This is a genomic window from Collinsella stercoris DSM 13279 (assembly GCF_020735465.1).
GTDB lineage: Bacteria > Actinomycetota > Coriobacteriia > Coriobacteriales > Coriobacteriaceae > Collinsella > Collinsella stercoris.
The window spans coordinates 1,178,784-1,195,939 of the sequence record NZ_CP085935.1; the positions used below are offsets into that span (position 1 = coordinate 1,178,784).

Here is a 17,156-nt window from a genome sequence, read left to right on the forward strand (position 1 = left end):
TCCGCCTTACGCCACGGCAACCAGCGTGCCGTCCGACAGATCCCCGTTTTCCACGAGCACGCGGATCAGATCGCGCGGGTTGAGCATGTTGCCCGGGCACGCGGACAACGGGTCGATAATGGCAAGGTCCGCCTGCGGATTAGCCTCGTATTGCTCGCGCTCGCGAGCGGCCAGCAGCTCGGAGATCATACGCGCGGCGTCCTCGACCGTCATATCGTACGGCACGCGAAACTCGTAGCGTCTCCCCGTCGCCGGCAACAGCACACTCAGCAGCACTTTGTCTTTCATCCAAGCCTCCCCGCAGCAGACCTTATGGGCAGTGTATACCCGTATGCGGCCACGTCCCCTCCAAAAATCAGAAATCGCCTTTTGCTGTTGGATAATGATGCAACGTACCAAAGTGCGGGGGCATCGTATGGGGCATCGTCGCATCGTCTACGTGGGTTCGCGCGACCAGCGGGGTCGGTTTTGGACCGTCCGGCAACCCGACATATAAAGGGTTCGGATTCAGACCATCCAGACCGCAAAAACGCTTCCAGACGGCCCAAACCCGAACCCTCTACGTGCCGGATGGTTCGCACGCGAACCCTTTATCGGCGAGCGACTCACGCGTGAACCGTTTTCACCGGATGCCCCCGCCGGCCTACCGTGCGGCGTCGATGCGGCCCTGCGCCCAGCGCGCGAGCTCGCGCGCGTCGGCGCCGCCGAGGGCGGAGGCGGGGACGAAGGCGTCGCGCAGCCCGTCGCGCGACGCGGCCTGCAGGAGCATGTTGTAGCCCAAAAGCATCTTGAGCCCGCCGCCGCGGCCGCGGCGGCACTCCAGGAGCAGCCCCTCGCGCCCAGAGCGCGCCGCGCGCCACTCCGACCAGGGCACGTCGACCACGAGGGCGCTCTCCGCGTCCTCGTCCGGCGGCCAGCACGCCAGCCCGACCCCGTCCTCGCCCAAGACGACGCGCCGGCCGAAGGGGCCGCCGCCCCGGGGCGCGCCGTGCCGCTCGAGGTAGGCGCGGGCCTGCGGGCGCCGCGCGGACGCGATCCAGGGGGCACGTCCCGCGACGCCGGCCGCCAGACACCCCGCCGACAGCACCGCCAGGGCGGCGAACGCCAGGGCGGCGCGCGCGTCGCCAGCCGAGAGCGCGGAGGGCGCGAGCAGGAGCGCGGGGGACAACAGGAGCCCCGTGGACAGGCCGGCGACGCGCATGAGCCCCCGGTCGCGCAGCGTCACGTAGGCGCGGTACTCCTCCTCGCCGAACGCGAATTCGTACACCATCGGCTCGCTCATCGGGCAGCCTCCCCTTCCCCGGCGGGGCCTGCGGCGCCCTTCAGCTCGGACGCGAGCGCGTCCAGGCGGTCTACCAGCGCGGCAAACTGCTCGTCTTGATATCCCAGGGCAAGAACCCCCTCGATCGCATCGCGATCGAACATGACATCGCTCTCGTCGGGCGACCATCCAGACGGGTACCGCCTGGCAAAGCAGTCCCACACCTTGCCCCCACCGGCGTCGCTCCCGAGATACCCGACGATCATGACCGGGTCCTCGAACCCACCGACATACACAACCGAGCCAATCGGCAGCCAATCATCCGTCGTAACCATGCAGAGCATCCTCCTTCATATGCAATGAACCTTATCGTTCCGAGTAATTCCTGATACGTAGGCGAACCGCGCTCGCCCTCGCTCGGGCGGACGCTGCGTTTGCGGTTGCCGCGCTGAGGCTGCCCTGAGCCGTTGCCAGCGACCCCTCCAGGGTCGCTATCTCCTGCTGCAGGCTTGCGACCAGCGCTTCGCAGGCCGACTTTGCGGCCGACGCGGTATCGGCGTCCCCCGAAGCGATGGCCTCGACCTCGCTTGAAACGTCCTCCCCGATCGCCGACGCCAGGTTCGCACCGAGCTGGCGGAGATCGTCCTCAACCTGGGACACGGCATCGACGACATTCCCGCATTCCGTGTCGGCCGCCTGCGCCAGCGCCAATTGGCCCCGCTTGTAGTCAAGTTGCCCCGCCAGCGTGGACACCGTGGCCCCGAGCCCGGCGGCCTGGTCCTCCCAAAAACGCTCCGCACCCTCATGCTCCGCGAGCGCAGAACGCAACTGTTCCAATCTCATAGATCTCCCCAATCAGCCGTTATCCAAGCAATGGGGCGACTGTCACTCCGAGTCTCCCCCACGCAGCTTGGATGCTATGAACTCGTCTGCCTCCGCAAGCGTACTCACCCCGTCGCCGACCATGTTGCAATGCCTGAGCAGAGCGTCCTGCGCCTGAGTCAGATACCCGCCGACCTCTTCGAACGTCAGGCTTGCCTGGCTGGCCGCCCGGCCCTTCCAAGACCCCTCCAGCGCATCGCGCGCCATGCCGATCTGCTCGCACACGCTGGCGATCTCGCGGGCCTCCGACTGGAACCGCTCGATGGCCTGCAGGCTTTCCTCGCGGTTGAGGCGGATCACACCGGGCAGCATGGCTCATTCACCCTCATCCGCATCGCGACCCTCGCCGCGCATCCGCTCGAAGGCCGGGGTGTTGGCCTCAAGAAATACCTGAAACGCGTAACCTCGGTCATCGAGGTATCCCAACTGGCACAAGCGCTCGACCATGCCCTTGTCGAAGAAATACCCCTCATCCGATCCCGCGCGACCCTCGGGATACGGGACGCCCACATAGTCCCAGTATCGATTCGTTTTTCCGTCGAGCGCCATGACGCCGGCGACCATGAGCGGGCGCAGCGCCCCCTCCACCATCACAACGCTGCCCACCGGCAGCCAGTCTTCCTTCGCGATCATTGCAGTCCTTTCTCCACCGGCCCGCCGCACCCGGGCCTACCTGAACTCCTCGGGGTAGTCGTAGAAGTCGAACATGTAGTCGAGCAGCGTTCCGCCCGAAACGAAGTCGATAACCGAGAACTCGGTGAAACCCCTCTCCTCTGGCGATTTAATCGCCGAGCCATCCGTCGACCTGGCAGGTATCTCTCCTGGCGATTTAAACGCGCCCGCACTGGTCATGAAAGCTCCCGCCGATGGAAAAACGAACGAACACTTCGTCCTCCACTGCTCCCCCGTGGGCGTCGGGATTGTGAAGCCAAGCGATTCATCAAACGTGCTATCGCGCAGGTCGGCAGAAACTACCGAGCGCACCTCGCGCCTGAGTGCGCGATCGGAAGAGAGGCGCGCCGCGAACCCGAATAGGGCCCTGCCGTCGCTACCGTACCTGGCGCATAGGGCGCGCAGGTACGCAACGTCATTTCGTATAATCGACTCTCCAATGTTAGGGTCCGGCCTACACACAATCCTCTCTTGTACAGGCGCCGGAACGATCGGCGGGATTCCGGCGAGCTCGCGGAAGCGCTCGTCCCACCCGGCGGGGTCCCCCAGCGGGTGGACGGTGAAGCCGCCGCGCCGTCCGGGCTCCCGGCGCAGGGCCGTCGCCCGCCCCTCGTAGAAGGCGGCCGACACGGTGCGGCCGTCCCGCTCCCCCGCGGACATACGCGGAGAACCGTCCTCGACCGTGACACCCGGCTTGTTCAGGGGGTAGAGAGCCTCTGCCAACGCGTCGCAGGGCTCGCCCGCGGAGTCGACCAGGCCCGTGGGCGCCAGGCGCGCGGCCATGGCCCGCCGCCAGACCCCCATGCCCTCTCGGTCCAAGCGGTCGAAGTCCACCGTGTACTCGTCGACCGCGAACTGCCCGGCGTCGGCCCCGCCCAGCAGCACGAAGAGGTCCTCGCTGGTGAAGCGCACCCGGGGCAGCGGGACCGCCGCCTGCGCCGCGTGGCGACGCGTCAGGAACCCGAACATGTGAAACCACCTTTCCCGCCGGCACCTACAGGCCGAAGAAATTGCCTATCGCATCGATGCCGTCAGATATCTTATTTGCAAGATCCTTCTTGAAGCCCGTCTTTTCGAGATGCTCCTCACCCATCTTGATTAACTCGCCCACGCCCCAGCCCACAAACGCGCCGGCAGCAATACCGATAGGGCCACCGATGGCGCCGACCATGGCGCCAACGCCAACGCCAGCACCGAACTCGACAAGCCCCTCTGTAACCTCAACGGCCGCGGCGCCGATCTTGTCACTCGTGTCGCCAACGGTCGAATTGTACGCCGCACCAGCCTGCCCCAGCGTGTCGACGACTTGGATCGCATTTCCAAGATAACCGAGCCCTTTCACTGCGCCCGCAGCGTCATCAGCAAGGGATGACATGGCTTTAAATGAACCGTCGAAACCCTTTCCTAGCTTCTGATGGCCAATAACGCCCTTCGCCTGCTCCCCAGCAGCCTTCAGGAAGTCTTTAGCATCACCAGCCGCTTCCGCCCTTTTGCCCGGCTTGATCCAATCGGTCGCCCCCGCAATGAAATCACTTTTTACCATGCTCCCAAATTCACTCCAACTCGATGGAATGATATGGATGCTATTCGACAGACGGAAGCCCAGCCACGCATCGCTCGCGCGCTCCAACAACGGCGCACCTTTGTCGAATCCGGTATTCGCCAGACATGCAAACGCGGTCTTCAAAAATGCGATGTCCTGCTTGTCGACCTCGCCTGCCGCGCCCGCGATTCCCGAAAGAATCGTCGTTATATTCCCATACATCCCAGACACTTGGAATGGGACAGAGCCAAGAACCTCTTCCCTTGCGGCCTCCATCTCTGCCTCTATCTGAGAGACCATCTGCTCAGTCAAGAAGTTCTCAGGCGCAAGCGCCGCGCCATAGGTGGACTCAAAGGTCTCAATAGACTGCGTGTATGTTCTATAGGCATCTGAAACGGACTGGAGCGTTTGCACCCTGCCCGGAAGAACACCAGACAGCGCGTTCAGCTCTGCGGCAATTGCAGAAGAATTGTCCAATCCAGCAAGCGCATCAATGGCAATAGAAACCCCGCTTTGCGCGTCCTTCACCGAATCGCTCGCGTATTGGCAGTAGCCATCGACATTGTTGCCCGCCTCGAACATGAGCCGCTGCTTCACAGCCGCCTGCGCCGACACGGACGAAAGCAAAGTGTCACGAGCGGGAATCAAATCGCCCTTGAGATACTCTTCGGCCGATGCATACGTGTCCGCCATACCCTCAAGACCCTTGCTCAACGCACGAAGGGTGAGTTCAAGCACATTGAACGACCTGGCTTGCGCCGAAACCCATGCACCGGACATCAGGTTTGTAAGGCTCATGTTCTCTTGAGAGAGGCGATTGACCAGGTCCGCTTTGTCCATTGATGCATTCTTAATATCGGTGACCGCCGCGGAGAACGTCTCAACATCAACCTCGAACACTGCGCACCTCCTTAGTGCAGTGGTTTTCCACAATATGTCTCCTCTCGACTGGCCTTTCATCTCGCCGAGACATCGTCACACCCCCCTTCTGCCGTCTCTTGTAGTAAACGGGTCCATATGGACTCACCGCGTAGGAACACAAACCCTTCAGACGCGGGGATTGAACGGCGATGCTCCGGCAGGGCGCGCGGCACTTTGAACACCGTCTGATCCAGCACGCCAGATCCAATCCATAGGCCGTTTCCGTATGCCGTAAGGGCCTTCAACCAATCGTCGTATTTCCCCCGGATGCGCCACATCTCGCTCGTTGCGATAACGCCCGTTCTGCCCTTTCCCTTTTCCTGGGCCACATATGCCGCAAGCGCTCTGGATGCCTCCACCGGCAACGAACCAAGCAGGGAGGAGATATCCATCAGGATTAGCATCCGAGGCACTGCCTCAGCATCGGCAGAGAGGCTGTCCACAAACGATGCGATATCCTCAGGTTCGTTCAGCACATGCGGAAGCGAATTCAACTCCCCACTCAGGTCCACCGCGCGATACGGAATGCCCTCAGACTCAAACAACGAACAAACTGCACGCATATACGCACCAATCGGAGTCATTTCATTCGAAACAACCAACATGCTCGGAAGGCGTTCAAGGTCAAACCACAACGGAGCAACACTTGCATGCGCAAACCCGACGGGAACAGAATAGGCACTCGGCGCCTCAGACATATCCCGCTCCGTCACCGCATCGGGCAGCACGGGAATCGTAGTTGCTTGAGCTCCACCGTTTTCCATGCTCAACCTAGAAGCAAGTGCGGCAATTGCCTCGGCTGCTGTTTGGTTCTTATCGCAGAAATCCGCGCCCTGAAACTCATACAAGCTTTTGTCACGCTGCGCGACGCCGCGCATATTCCCTTTTGCAACCTTCACATCAGGTCGATGCCCAAAGATGGTCGCATAGTCCCCTTCATCGTTTAGTACCGTCGTAATGCTCATCGAGAACGCGGAACGGAAACGCAGTCGCGGTACCGTTGCGCCCGTTGCAGTAACCACAAAGTAGATACCGTATCGAGCGGCATCGCGCACCAGGGCGTTGAGCCGATCTTCGAGATCAGCATAGGCCTCATAAAACGCTGCAAGGTTTGCGATCGCCACAACGATGCTGGGCTCGTGCCCCCAACGCGCCCCAGAAGCTATGCGACCCCGACGAACAACTATCTCCTCTTCGAGCATCTTAAAGAGGTTGCGTGCCAATTCGTCATTCCCCGGCAACACAATGCCACCGCAACATGGCAAGGCGCGCAAACAACTCAGCATCCCCGCATCAAAATCAAGCACATAGAAGGAGAACTCTTCCGCTGAATAGCCTCGCGCCAACGAACAGATCGCCGTAGCGATAAGCTCATCGGTACCCGTCCCCTGGGCGCCATATATCATCAGGTTGCCATTGTGACGGAAATCAACAATGTGAGGAGCCCGTCGCTGCTCGGCAGGCATATCGATTTCACCCAGCATAGCAGCAAATCCATTGTCCATACGCGCCGCTTCGAGCTCGCCGGCGTAGCGCCCCTCGAGCTCCGCAAGCCCCAACCAGTCGGGCAGGGGATCCAGCCATAGCCGCGCTGCGGCCAGCCGCTGCCCGGACGCCTGGCGCTGAATCTCGCCCAACGCCGCATTGATCTCGGACAGGCCGCTTTTGACTGCCACCGCTGCCGGACGGGCAGATGCGACGGGGGTACCCTCGTCGTCGATGAGCTCCACGGCGTCGTCGCGTTTGGGCGCGAACCGCTCCACCGGCGCGTAGGGGGCGCCGGCGTAGGCCGCCTGGCCCCCGGTGAAGTACTCGTTGAAGCCCACCAGCAGGTAGAAACGCCCCGGCTCGCGAATCTCGGCGGCGTCCGCACGGCCGATCATCTCCTTGGAGTCACCGGCGTCGGCCACCTTGAGGCAGACCTTGAAGCGCATGTTGGAGCGGATCTGGTCGTTCACCACACCCGAGGGCTTCTGCGTGGCCAGGATGAGGTGCACGCCCAGGGAACGGCCGATGCGCGCGGCGCTCATGAGCTCGTCCATGAACTCCGGCTCCTGCTGCTTAAGCTCGGCAAACTCATCGGCCACGATGAACAGGTGCGGGATCGGCTCGGAGAGCACCCCGCGCAGGTAGTACGAGATGTACTTGTAAATGTCCATCGTGGCCTCACCCGTGGCCTCGCGGGCGCGGTTGAAGGCGTCCTGCCTGCGCTTGAGCTCGCTTTTGATGGACACGAGGCTGCGCGAGATCGCCGCGCCGTCCAAGTTGGTGATGGTACCGGCCAGGTGCGGCAAGCGGAAGCGCTCGTTGTCGAAGGCGCCGGCCAGGCCGCCGCCCTTGTAATCAATGAGCACGAAGGCCACCTGGTCGGGTGGGTAGCACGCCGCCAGGGACAGCACGTAGGTGATGATGAACTCGCTTTTGCCCGAGCCCGTGGTACCCGCAATCAGGCCGTGCGGGCCGTGGACCTTCTCGTGCAGGTTGAGCATGGCCGGCTCGCCTTGCGCGTCCACGCCCACCGGGGCCTGGAGCGTGCGCGAGGCGTCCGCTGCGGCCCAACGCGCGGCGATCCCCAGCTGCCCCACGTTGCCCGCCTCGAACATCTCCAAAAAGCCCAGGGACGCCGGCAGCGTGCTGCGCTGGCCGGGCATGTCCAAGTGCACGCGCGCCATGCAACGCGCGAAAGCCTCCATGTCCTGCGGGGAAACACCGATGTCGCTGGAAAACGGCAGCATGGTGCCCGAGACATCGGCGCGGTCGAACATGCACGCGCCCGGCTGGGAGGCGCCACCCTCGCCAGCCACCGCGCCAGCGAGGTCGATGACGTAGGCGCACTCACGCGGCAGGTCCTTGAGCTCGTCGCCCATGAAGATGAGAGAGACCCCCCGGTACGCGCGCAGGCGCGCCAGCCGCCCGATCGTGTCGGACGGATCGGTCAGGGCCTTGTTGGCACACAGGACAACGTAGCGCGGGCCGGCCTCCAGCGCCTCCTCGCCGCGCTGCGCGCCACGACGCTCGAGCTCACGCTCCAAGTGCATGGTGAGCCCCATGAGCCCCTCAGGGCCCGTAGCCAAAAAGCGGGTCCGGCCCGCGTCGTCGAACAGGTGCGGCAACGCGCGCATGCAGCCCCATTCGACCTCCTCGCCCGCATCGGCCACGAGCATGAGCTTCACGTCCTGGTAGCTCATGAGCGCGCACAGCTGCACCACCAGGCCGCGCGCAAAGGCCCATACCCGCTCAGTGGGACCCACAACGCCCGCCACGTAGTGCTCGGCCGGGTTGAAGGCCAGCGGCACGCCTGCCAGGAACGGCGGGCGGTGCGATGCCTCGATGACTTTCGCCAGCAGTCGGTCGCGGTCGACCGCGAACTGCTCCGCAGGCCAGCGGACGTCGGCCTCCAGCGGCAGATCGCCCGTGCCGACGCGCAGGTCCATGAAGTCACTGTGCGCGCTTGTGCGGTTCATGAGCTCGGGCGACAGCGTCGATGCGCGGTCGAGCAGCGCCGGCACGGTCACGCGGTTCTCGGCCAGCACGCCGCCCTGCACGGCGCACTCCTGCTGCAGAGCGTGCTCGATGGCGTTGAGGTAGTCGGTGTAGGTGCTCTCGCGCCGTGCCTCCTCGCGCTCGTCGCGGCGGCGCTCGTAGCGCCTGGACACGAGCGGCCACACCAGCATGCCCGCGATCATGGAGATCGACATGGCAAGCATGGGCAGCGTGGACGTCACATCCGCCCCGGCCATCAGGCGCGAGACGGTGTTCGCCACCATGAATACCGAGGCCAGGCCCATGATGAATGAGGGGCCGAGCTGCATAATAGCCGGGGACTCATCGCGCTTCCTGCCGGGCGGAGGGCCATCCACGGAAAAGGCGCGCCGATGCACCGAATGCATCAGGCGCGGGGCGGGATAAAACAGGTGCTCCTCCCCCGTCGGCTCGACGGGGTCGGGGCTTGCCGCCCTGAACGCGGCGTGCTCAATGGGGCGAGCGACCTCGATGGACGCCTCCAACGGAACGCTCCGGCGACAGTTGGCCACCACGTAGCGGTTGCCCACCATGCACTTGAACGCCGCGATCTGCACCACGTCGCCCGCGCGCAGCCGTAGCGGCGTGCGGGCGGGCAGTGCCCGACCGTTCACGAGCGTGCCGTTGGTGGAGCCCAAGTCCTCCACCGTGAACGCATCTCCGCGCAGGGTCAGCCGGGCGTGACCGCCCGAGACCTCGGGGGCCTCGTAGCGGATCTCGGCGTCCGGCGAGCGCCCGATCACACAGCTGAAATCGTCGGCGAAGCCCACGACGCGGAACTGCCGCGCCTCAGGCTGCATGGTTGATGCATGTTGCTCTGCCATGGCGATACGTTCCCCTTGCCACCTGGGGTGGCCGCGCGCGACGTTGCGGCGCGGCCACCCGTGCGGTCAGTTCCTACCCGCGGAATGCGCTTGCGATATTCGCGTCCGTCTCCTCCAGCGCCTGGGCGGTGGAGTCGAGGCTCTGGGCGATCTCGGTGATGAGCTCCTGGGCACGCACGAAGCTGGGACGCAGCTCCTCGAAGCGGGACGCATAGGCGTTGGACGCCTCGCCTTCCCACTCGCTTTGCAGCGCGGACAGCAGGCTGTCCATGCGGCTGATCACGTTGCCCACGTTGTCGGCCTCGACCCGGTACTCACCGGCGCGAGAACGCATCTGATCCGGGGTAATCCTAATCTGACCTGCCATGAGAAACTTCCTTTCTCTCATGCGCCGTCCATCTTGAACGGCGCGGTTCCACATGTGGTGCACGGCCCGTTATGAATTGAGCCGCTCCCTCAGCTCGCGGATGCGCCTGGCGCGACGCCACAGCGCCCAGCTCACGCCAACGACGGCGCCTGCCGCGAGAATCACGCCGCCCACGGTGCCAAACAGCAGGCGAGGTGTGTTGAGGATGAATGAGATCCAATCGCCGGTGACCACCACGTCCTCGTAGCGGGCATACGCCGTGTTGCCCGCGCGGTCCGTGACGGCAAGCTCGTAGGTATGGGGCTCGGCATCGGCCGGCAATTGCCACGTGGGCGCACCGTTGACAAGGTCGGCGGCATCCCAAGCTTGGACGTCGCGACCGTCCACCGTGAGCGCCACGCTCGCAAGTTCGACGTTATCGTGCGCGTCGACATGCACCTGCTTTTGCGGGTCAAGATACACCCCGCGAGAGCCGATGCCGGCAAGGCCTGCCACCGGCGCCGTGGTGTCGACGGCGAACTTGACCTCGAAAGCGCCGTCGCGCGTGGCGTTTTTGCCGTCCATGGTGTTTTGCGACAGGTTGCCCGCACGGTCGCGCGAGGTGAGCAAGATGCGATAGAAGCCGTCCTCATCAAAAAGCTGCTGCCCAAAGCGATACGTGGTCGCGCTCCATCCGCCCGTCGAGCCGTCGACCAACTCATAGTCCGCGCCGGCCTTGAGTGCCTGCGTGCGCGAGTCGTGCACGAGCTCAGCGTGGGTGCGACCGGTATCGAGGCCGCTCACGTTGACCTCAACGATGTCCACACCCTGCGGTGCGGCCAAGAACTTGCCGGCAACGTCGCTGCCAGGATTGGCAAAGTAATAGGTCGACCCAAAACGGTTGACCGAGAAGGTCACGGCCTGTTCGGCCGAATTACCGGCAAGATCGTCGACGCGCGCCGTCAGGGTATAGATGTCATCGCGCTCCAAAACATGCTCGAAATCCTCGTAGTGCACGGTCTTTTGACCTGGCAGCTCCTCCTCGCCGGCCGGCGCATACACGTTGCCCTGAGCAGCACCAACCAACTCATAGGTCGCAAAGAGCGGGTCGAAGTTCACATCGGCGTAGCTGATGGACGGCTGCACCGCATCCGCGTACGCCGCATGGTGCTCGACGCCCGAGATGGCAAGCGCCGGCGCCGTGAGGTCGATCACGAACTCGGGCTCTTCGAACACCTCGGCGGCGTTGCCGGCCAAATCGGTCGCCTGTACGGTGAAGCCATAATGCAGCTCGCCGGTAAACGAGATGACGGCATCCTGAACCGCGCGCGGCTCGCGCTCGCACCATGCGGACGCCGCCGGTGCACCCACCGCAGCACCCGAAACATCTTTGGCCCACGCCGTGACGCCGGACTGCGCCGCGTCGAAGTTGCGTTCGTCCACCGTGACGGTGGCCGTGCGCGGGGCCTTGTAGTACATGCCGTTGGCGACGTCGTTGTTGTCGAACTCGACCATGATACGCGGTGCGGCCGTGTCCACCACGAATTCCTCGCGTGCAACCTGCGCCAAACGCCCCGTCATATCCTCAATCGAGGCGGAAAGCGCCCAATCGGCATCGGAATCGCACGCCACCGTGGCGATCCAGGTCGCCCCGTCACCCGAGGGGTTCTCAAAGTCCTCGGCCACAACCGAGGTGGCGGAGCCATTGCGCTCCACCTGCACGACCTCGCGATGCGGGTCGGACGCGCGGATCAAATCAAAGCTGGGCTCGACGAGCGTCACCGTGGCCGTGCGGGGAGCCTTGTAGTACATGCCGTTGGCGGCGTCGTTGTTGTCGTAGGCAATCGAAAGCTCAGGGGCGCTCGCATCGATGCACACGCCCAGGGCGTCCTTGGGCAAATCGGTGCCCGCACGCAGGGCAAGGGAGCCGGAATCGACCACGTTGCCGGCCCGATCCTCCACGCCCAGGCGCGTGCCCTCGAACACCAGGCGCTGCGCATCGCCGGTCAGCGTCAGCCGGAACTGGCCGTTGTTAGCCTCATCGGCAGGCTCATACGATAACTCCGGGGTCGCCGTTCCCGCCACGGACAGCGCGGCAGAGGCGGGCTCCACGCCCGAAAGGTTATCGCTCACCGCCAGCGTGATGTGCTCGGACTCTGGCGCAAATACCCAGCCCCACTCGTAGGGCTCGCTCACGGAAAGCGCCAGCTCGCCGAAGGACGGACCGGTGTAGTCGATGCCGAATTCCACAGGAGATGCCGGGCACACGGTCCCCGAGAGCGCTCGATACCCCAGCTCCAGCCGATACATGCCCTCGAGCGGCAGCGCATGGGCGAGCTCATGCGTACGAGGCAGCTCGTAGCGGGCGCTCCATGTATCGGAATCCGGCAGGTGGGTGAAATCCGCAAGCGCCAGCGCGGGCAAGGCGGAACCGGCAAGCTCGCCCGGCCGCTGCAGGGTGTTGATGGACAGCAGGCCATCGCTTGTGGGCAGAGCGCGGCGTGCCTCGAACCAGCGATCCTCGATGCTGGCCGTAACATGCACGGCACCGCGGTGGTACGCCGCATCCTTAGACGACGGGGTGCCGGGCGCATCCACCACGCTCAGCTGCACGGAGGGCAGGGTGTCATCGGCGTCCACCAAGATGCCATCGACGCCCCACGTGGCAACGTCGCTCGCACGCAAACGATCACCGCGGCCGTTGCCGGCGTTATCCGGCAACACGAGCTGCAGGTCGGCCAAGTTGTAAACGCCCTCGTCCGTCAAGGGGATCGAAACCCAACCATGCTCGTCCACCGTGAGCGCGCGTTGCATCGTCGGGGCGTGCAGGCCGGCCAAGTCGAGCAGGCGCTCCACATAGGCAGTCAGGGCGTGCTCGTCCAAACCGGCCGTGTTGTCTTCTTGCGAGCCCTGTACGTCCGCCGGGGCATCGCCCTCGCCGCGCGGCTGCAAATCCTGCACGCGCAGATGTAGCGTGCGCGCCCCGCCCACCGCCAGACGGCCCCTGCCGTCCAGCGCCGCGACATCGCGCGCGGGGTCGGGCCGGGCATCCATATAGGCATCCGTCACCGCAGGGGCCGTCGTGTCCACCATGAACTCGCGGGAGACCGAGGAGCTCAAATTACTGCCTCTAAATGACACCTCATACAAACCGTCACGTACGCCGCCGTCGGGGTCGAGCGGCAAGGTGAGCACCGCCTCGTAACGACCGGTGGCATCATTCATGACGAAGGTGGGCTGGACATCCTTAGAGGCAAGGATCTCCTCGCCCTTCCACGAAACATAGCGGGCCTGCACCGCCCGGCGAAACGCCGGCGTCATCTTGAACAGACCGAAGCGCCAGCCGCCGCCCCACAGCGTCACCTGTACCTGGTCATCCTGGTAATAGCGGTCGTTGCCCGCCGAGCCCTTGGGGCCAATCTCAATGCCAAAACCCTGGTTGGGCGCCGGGGCGTCCGCGTTCTCCACGGCGATGCGATCGAAGGTGACATCGCCCGCGATGCTCGCCAGCGAAATAGAGGCGCTCGTGTCACCCGCACGGTCGCGCACGGTCAGCGTCGCCTCGCCCAGGATATAGGTGCCCGCGTCCTCAAGCGGAATTTCAACGGTGCCGTTGTTGCCGATGGCATAATCGCGCTCAGTGAGCGTCTCGGTTACAGAGGCTCCCGTGCCGTCGATCTTGTCGTGCCGCACCAAGGTGAGCGTATAGCCCGCCACGCCGGACGCCTCGATGCCTTCCGCCGCCGGGGCGTCCGCAAGCGAGAGCGTGAGCGTGCGTTTGCCGCCAAACAGAACGTCGTAGGCGGGCTTGCCGTCTTGGCCGGGGATCTGCGCCACTTCGCTGTCGGCGTCGTAGCTGCCCTTGACCCGCACCGAGGCCGCAGCGGGCGCCGTACGGTCGATTACCACCGAAACGCTGTCGGACGCCTCGAGCTGCATGGGCTTTTGCTGCTCGGCAGCCAGGCTCGCACCCGTGTAGGATACGCTTGCCGTATGGCGGCCCTCCGCATCCCATGTGGCAAGCACGGCGCTCTCAAACCGCCGCCTTGAGCCGCGGCCTGAACCCGTGAGCGTCGCAGGGTCGAGCGTTTGGGCAGCGCCGTCAAGCACGGCGGAAATAGGATGCTGTTCAAACCACGCGGCATCGCGCAGCGCCTCGAACAGCGGGTCGGCAATGCGGGCACTCACCTCCACGGAGGCGGCATTGGTATACACCACACCGTCAGCGTCCGCTCCAGCTGGTTTACCGCCGAGCAGCACCCATGCCGCCGGAAGCGCATCCTCCTCATCCGTGCGCACGAAACGAATGCGCTCGATTGAGGCATCCTTGAACAGCGGCAACTCGGACAAGGGCGCGGAGGTGACTTCCTTGCCCTTGACGTCCCGTACCCGAACAGTCACGCGGCTCAAATCGACAACGTCCGCCCTGCACGTCGTCGCATCAAAATCGAACACGAAATGGTTTGGCGCGGGCTCTTGTGGGTGCTGCGGCTCCTGAACGGGGATCTCAACCTTATCCACCACCAGATGGATCTCGTCCATCTGCTCGCGCAGCTCTTCGTCGACCGTGCAGGAGACGGACAATCCCGGGCTCACGACCGCCAGCGTCTTATCGTGCAGCCAGGCACCCTTGATGTCGATCGGCTCATGATCGACCCCGAGCACAGCGATGTCCGTAATCTGCGCATCGGCTGGGTCGGCGGCATCGGAGCCGGGGCGGTCCGCATCGGCGTTATCAGAAGGCGTGTTGGCAGTGGAAACATGCTCGTCCGCCGCGCCCGAGGCTGCCGGGGCGGCCCAGGCCAACGGCGTCGCCGCGCCCAACAGCGCGGCGCAAAGCACCAGAGCAGGTATCACACGTTTGTGCATGTGCTATTCACCTTCTTTTTTGCCGAGCCGCGCAGTCACGAACTCGGACGCCGGCTCGCCCTGTGCGGAGGCAAGACCTTGCAGCAACGTGGTGTGCTCCTCCGAGGCCGTCGCGGGCTCATCGGCACCCAACAGCGTGGTGCCCGCCTCGGAAACCGGCGCACTCCCCTTGCCGGCAAGCAACGTGGTGCCCAGCTCGGAGGCGCCCTCCTTGGCGATGGCGCCCAGCAGCGTGGTTCCGGCCTCCGAGGAATCCCCCTCCGCACCGTCATCGCCCAAGGCAGCCTTGGACTCGCGCACCGCCGTAGGGGCCTCAGCCGTCAGGGGAATGGAGGTGGCCCCGTGCCTCACCTGCAGGCTACCGCTTTGCACACCGGGCGCACGGCCACCCGGTGCCGCCGACACCGGGGCGCCCATGGCACGGTGCCCCGAGCGCAGCTCCTCAATGGCGCGAGCCGCCGCACGACCCGTCAGCTCGTCGCGCACCTCACGAACATGATGGGTCACGCCATACGCGGCCGCCGCCACCGCAAACACCACGGCAAGCCCAAAACCCACAACGGCGATCACGCCGAACAGATCCGCATTCATCGCACTTACGCCTCCACATCTTCATAGGCGTCCGTCACCGCTTGGCGCGCCGTTCCCACCAGCGCCAGTGCACGCGCCCGCTCGCCATCGAGCGCATCCGTCGTGGGATGCACCGATGACACCAACTGCTCGGCCCGACTTGCCAGCTCAAACAGCTGCTCCTGCTCAACATCATCGGCGCGAAACTTGCGCGGATAGGTGCACAGTGCATCCAGCGCGAGATTTGCCGTCTCGAGACGGACGACGCCGTTTTCCTCAGATGCCAGCTCGTCAACCAAAAAGGAAAGCTGTTCAAAATAGGGAGCATACAAACCGGCGTCCGAGCCCTCATTGATGAGCGGCACGATCCGCGTCTCAAAATCCGCGATGTCGGCGTACGCCTGCGCCAGCGCATGTTGCTCGAACTCGGCATCCGATGCGGCATCGCGCATCCACTGCGCCGCCGCGCGAATGCGCTCCGAACGCGTGGCGGGCGCGCCCGTGCCATCGGCCGCGTAGTTGTACCAGTACAGTTTTCCCACATTAAACGCCATGGCAGCGTATTCGCTCGAGCCGCGCAGCGCCTCAAGGCGAGGCAACGCCGCCTCGCGGAACTGGCGTTCCTCGGCCAGGGTGAACACCTGGTCCGACCGATACAGATCGGCGAGGCCCTCATAAGGCGCTACCTCACCCGGTTTGATAGAAGCGGCGCGCAGATACGCCTTGGTCGATTCAGACTCTACCGAGGTGGTGCGGGCAATCTGCATCCAGTGCTCGTAGTCGGAGTTGAGCGAGAGGTTGTAGCCGACCGTTCCCGCAACGCCCAGCACCAAGCCGAGCGCCGATGCCGCCGCCAGCGCCACGAAGCGCCGCCACGTGCGTGTGAGCTCCTGACGATGCCCCGCGTCCTCCTCCCGATAATGGGACAGCGCGTAGGCCATCTCGGCGCAATCTTGGAAGCGATCGGCCGGGTCGGGCTGGGTGGCCTTCGCAATCACCCGTTCCAATCCCGGTGAGAACGAGGCGTCAATCTGGCGCAGCGGCATGATTTGATAGGGAGGTTCCGCCGGTTCTTGCCCGTGAGCATGGTGTAGAGCGTGGCACCCAACGCATATACGTCGGCGCGCGCATCTGTTTGGCCGCTTCCTCCATACTGCTCCGGGGGTGCGTACCCGCGCGTCCCGAGCTGTACCGTGTCGCCCACCGCCGCCGTAACGGATTGACCGTCCGCGCGGTATTCCCGCGCGATGCCAAAGTCGATGATTTGCACCAGGCCGTTGGGCTTGAGCATCACATTCGATGGCTTCATATCGCGGTAAATGACCGGTGGGGTGCGGCGGTGCAAGTACTCAAGGGCATCGCACAACTGCAAGCCCCAGCCCACCACATCGTCCTCGGACTGCGGGCCATCGGCCGCAAGCACGCTCGAAAGCGCACGGCCCTCCACATAATCCATGATTACGTACAGGGTGCCGTGTTCATCTACCAAATCAACGATGCGCGGAATGGCCGGGTGATCGAAGCTCTTGATCATATTCGCCTCGGTCACGATGCTTTGCACAATCAGCTCGCGCTGCTCGGGTCGGCCACATCCTTGATTTCCTTGGCCGCCCATTGCTTGTTGAGCACGGTGTCGAGCGCAAGATACACCGTGGACATGCCGCCAACGCCGATCTTTGCGAGCAACTGATAGCGTTTGCCGATGACGGTCAATTCACGCCCCATCGCCTATTCCCCCCAAAGAAC

15 protein-coding genes are annotated in these 17,156 nt (G+C 64.3%); all 15 read right to left on the reverse strand.

Features of this window, described 5'->3' with window-relative positions:
• Positions 1-6 precede the first annotated feature (6 nt).
• The 15 genes from LK434_RS05070 to LK434_RS05140 all read right to left on the reverse strand — a co-directional run bounded on the left by LK434_RS05070 (position 7) and on the right by LK434_RS05140 (position 17,135).
• Entirely contained in the window at positions 7-288 is a 282-nt protein-coding gene (locus LK434_RS05070) for a ubiquitin family protein (protein WP_006720320.1), read from the reverse strand.
• Positions 289-643: 355 nt separating this feature from the next.
• On the reverse strand, positions 644-1,282 hold the full coding sequence (locus tag LK434_RS05075) for a hypothetical protein (protein WP_227917888.1): 639 nt from the start codon (positions 1,280-1,282) through the stop codon (positions 644-646).
• Complete coding sequence (locus tag LK434_RS05080; protein WP_050754943.1) at positions 1,279-1,596, reverse strand: DUF4176 domain-containing protein; 318 nt, start codon at positions 1,594-1,596, stop codon at positions 1,279-1,281. The genes LK434_RS05075 and LK434_RS05080 overlap by 4 nt, the downstream gene beginning before the upstream one ends.
• Before the next feature lie 31 nt (positions 1,597-1,627).
• Positions 1,628-2,104, reverse strand: a complete 477-nt coding sequence (locus LK434_RS05085; RefSeq protein WP_006720316.1) for a hypothetical protein — start codon at positions 2,102-2,104, stop codon at positions 1,628-1,630.
• Between the two features lie 42 nt (positions 2,105-2,146).
• Positions 2,147-2,455 carry a WXG100 family type VII secretion target gene (locus tag LK434_RS05090; protein WP_006720315.1) on the reverse strand — a complete coding sequence of 103 codons (309 nt, stop codon included), beginning with the start codon at positions 2,453-2,455 and terminating at the stop codon, positions 2,147-2,149.
• Positions 2,456-2,458: 3 nt separating this feature from the next.
• The gene (locus LK434_RS05095; protein WP_006720314.1) at positions 2,459-2,776 is read right to left on the reverse strand and encodes a DUF4176 domain-containing protein; all 318 of its coding nucleotides are present in this window, start codon (positions 2,774-2,776) and stop codon (positions 2,459-2,461) included.
• A gap of 36 nt (positions 2,777-2,812) precedes the next feature.
• A complete protein-coding gene (locus tag LK434_RS05100) occupies positions 2,813-3,784 on the reverse strand; it encodes a hypothetical protein (protein WP_227917890.1) in 972 nt (323 codons plus the stop codon).
• A 25-nt stretch (positions 3,785-3,809) separates the two neighbouring features.
• Entirely contained in the window at positions 3,810-5,258 is a 1,449-nt protein-coding gene (locus LK434_RS05105; protein ID WP_040360539.1) for a hypothetical protein, read from the reverse strand.
• A 56-nt stretch (positions 5,259-5,314) separates the two neighbouring features.
• A complete protein-coding gene (essC, locus tag LK434_RS05110; protein WP_006720310.1) occupies positions 5,315-9,625 on the reverse strand; it encodes a type VII secretion protein EssC in 4,311 nt (1,436 codons plus the stop codon).
• A 73-nt stretch (positions 9,626-9,698) separates the two neighbouring features.
• Positions 9,699-9,992 (reverse strand): WXG100 family type VII secretion target, encoded by a 294-nt coding sequence (locus LK434_RS05115; protein WP_040360538.1) that lies wholly within the window; start codon positions 9,990-9,992, stop codon positions 9,699-9,701.
• A gap of 69 nt (positions 9,993-10,061) precedes the next feature.
• A complete protein-coding gene (locus LK434_RS05120) occupies positions 10,062-14,840 on the reverse strand; it encodes an Ig-like domain-containing protein (protein WP_227917891.1) in 4,779 nt (1,592 codons plus the stop codon).
• 3 nt (positions 14,841-14,843) lie between these two features.
• On the reverse strand, positions 14,844-15,431 hold the full coding sequence (locus tag LK434_RS05125; RefSeq protein WP_006720306.1) for a hypothetical protein: 588 nt from the start codon (positions 15,429-15,431) through the stop codon (positions 14,844-14,846).
• Between the two features lie 5 nt (positions 15,432-15,436).
• Entirely contained in the window at positions 15,437-16,456 is a 1,020-nt protein-coding gene (locus LK434_RS05130; protein ID WP_227917893.1) for a serine/threonine-protein kinase, read from the reverse strand.
• Positions 16,405-16,959 (reverse strand): serine/threonine protein kinase, encoded by a 555-nt coding sequence (locus LK434_RS05135; RefSeq protein WP_259804800.1) that lies wholly within the window; start codon positions 16,957-16,959, stop codon positions 16,405-16,407. The genes LK434_RS05130 and LK434_RS05135 overlap by 52 nt, the downstream gene beginning before the upstream one ends.
• A gap of 14 nt (positions 16,960-16,973) precedes the next feature.
• Positions 16,974-17,135 (reverse strand): hypothetical protein, encoded by a 162-nt coding sequence (locus LK434_RS05140; RefSeq protein ID WP_006720303.1) that lies wholly within the window; start codon positions 17,133-17,135, stop codon positions 16,974-16,976.
• Positions 17,136-17,156: the final 21 nt, after the last annotated feature.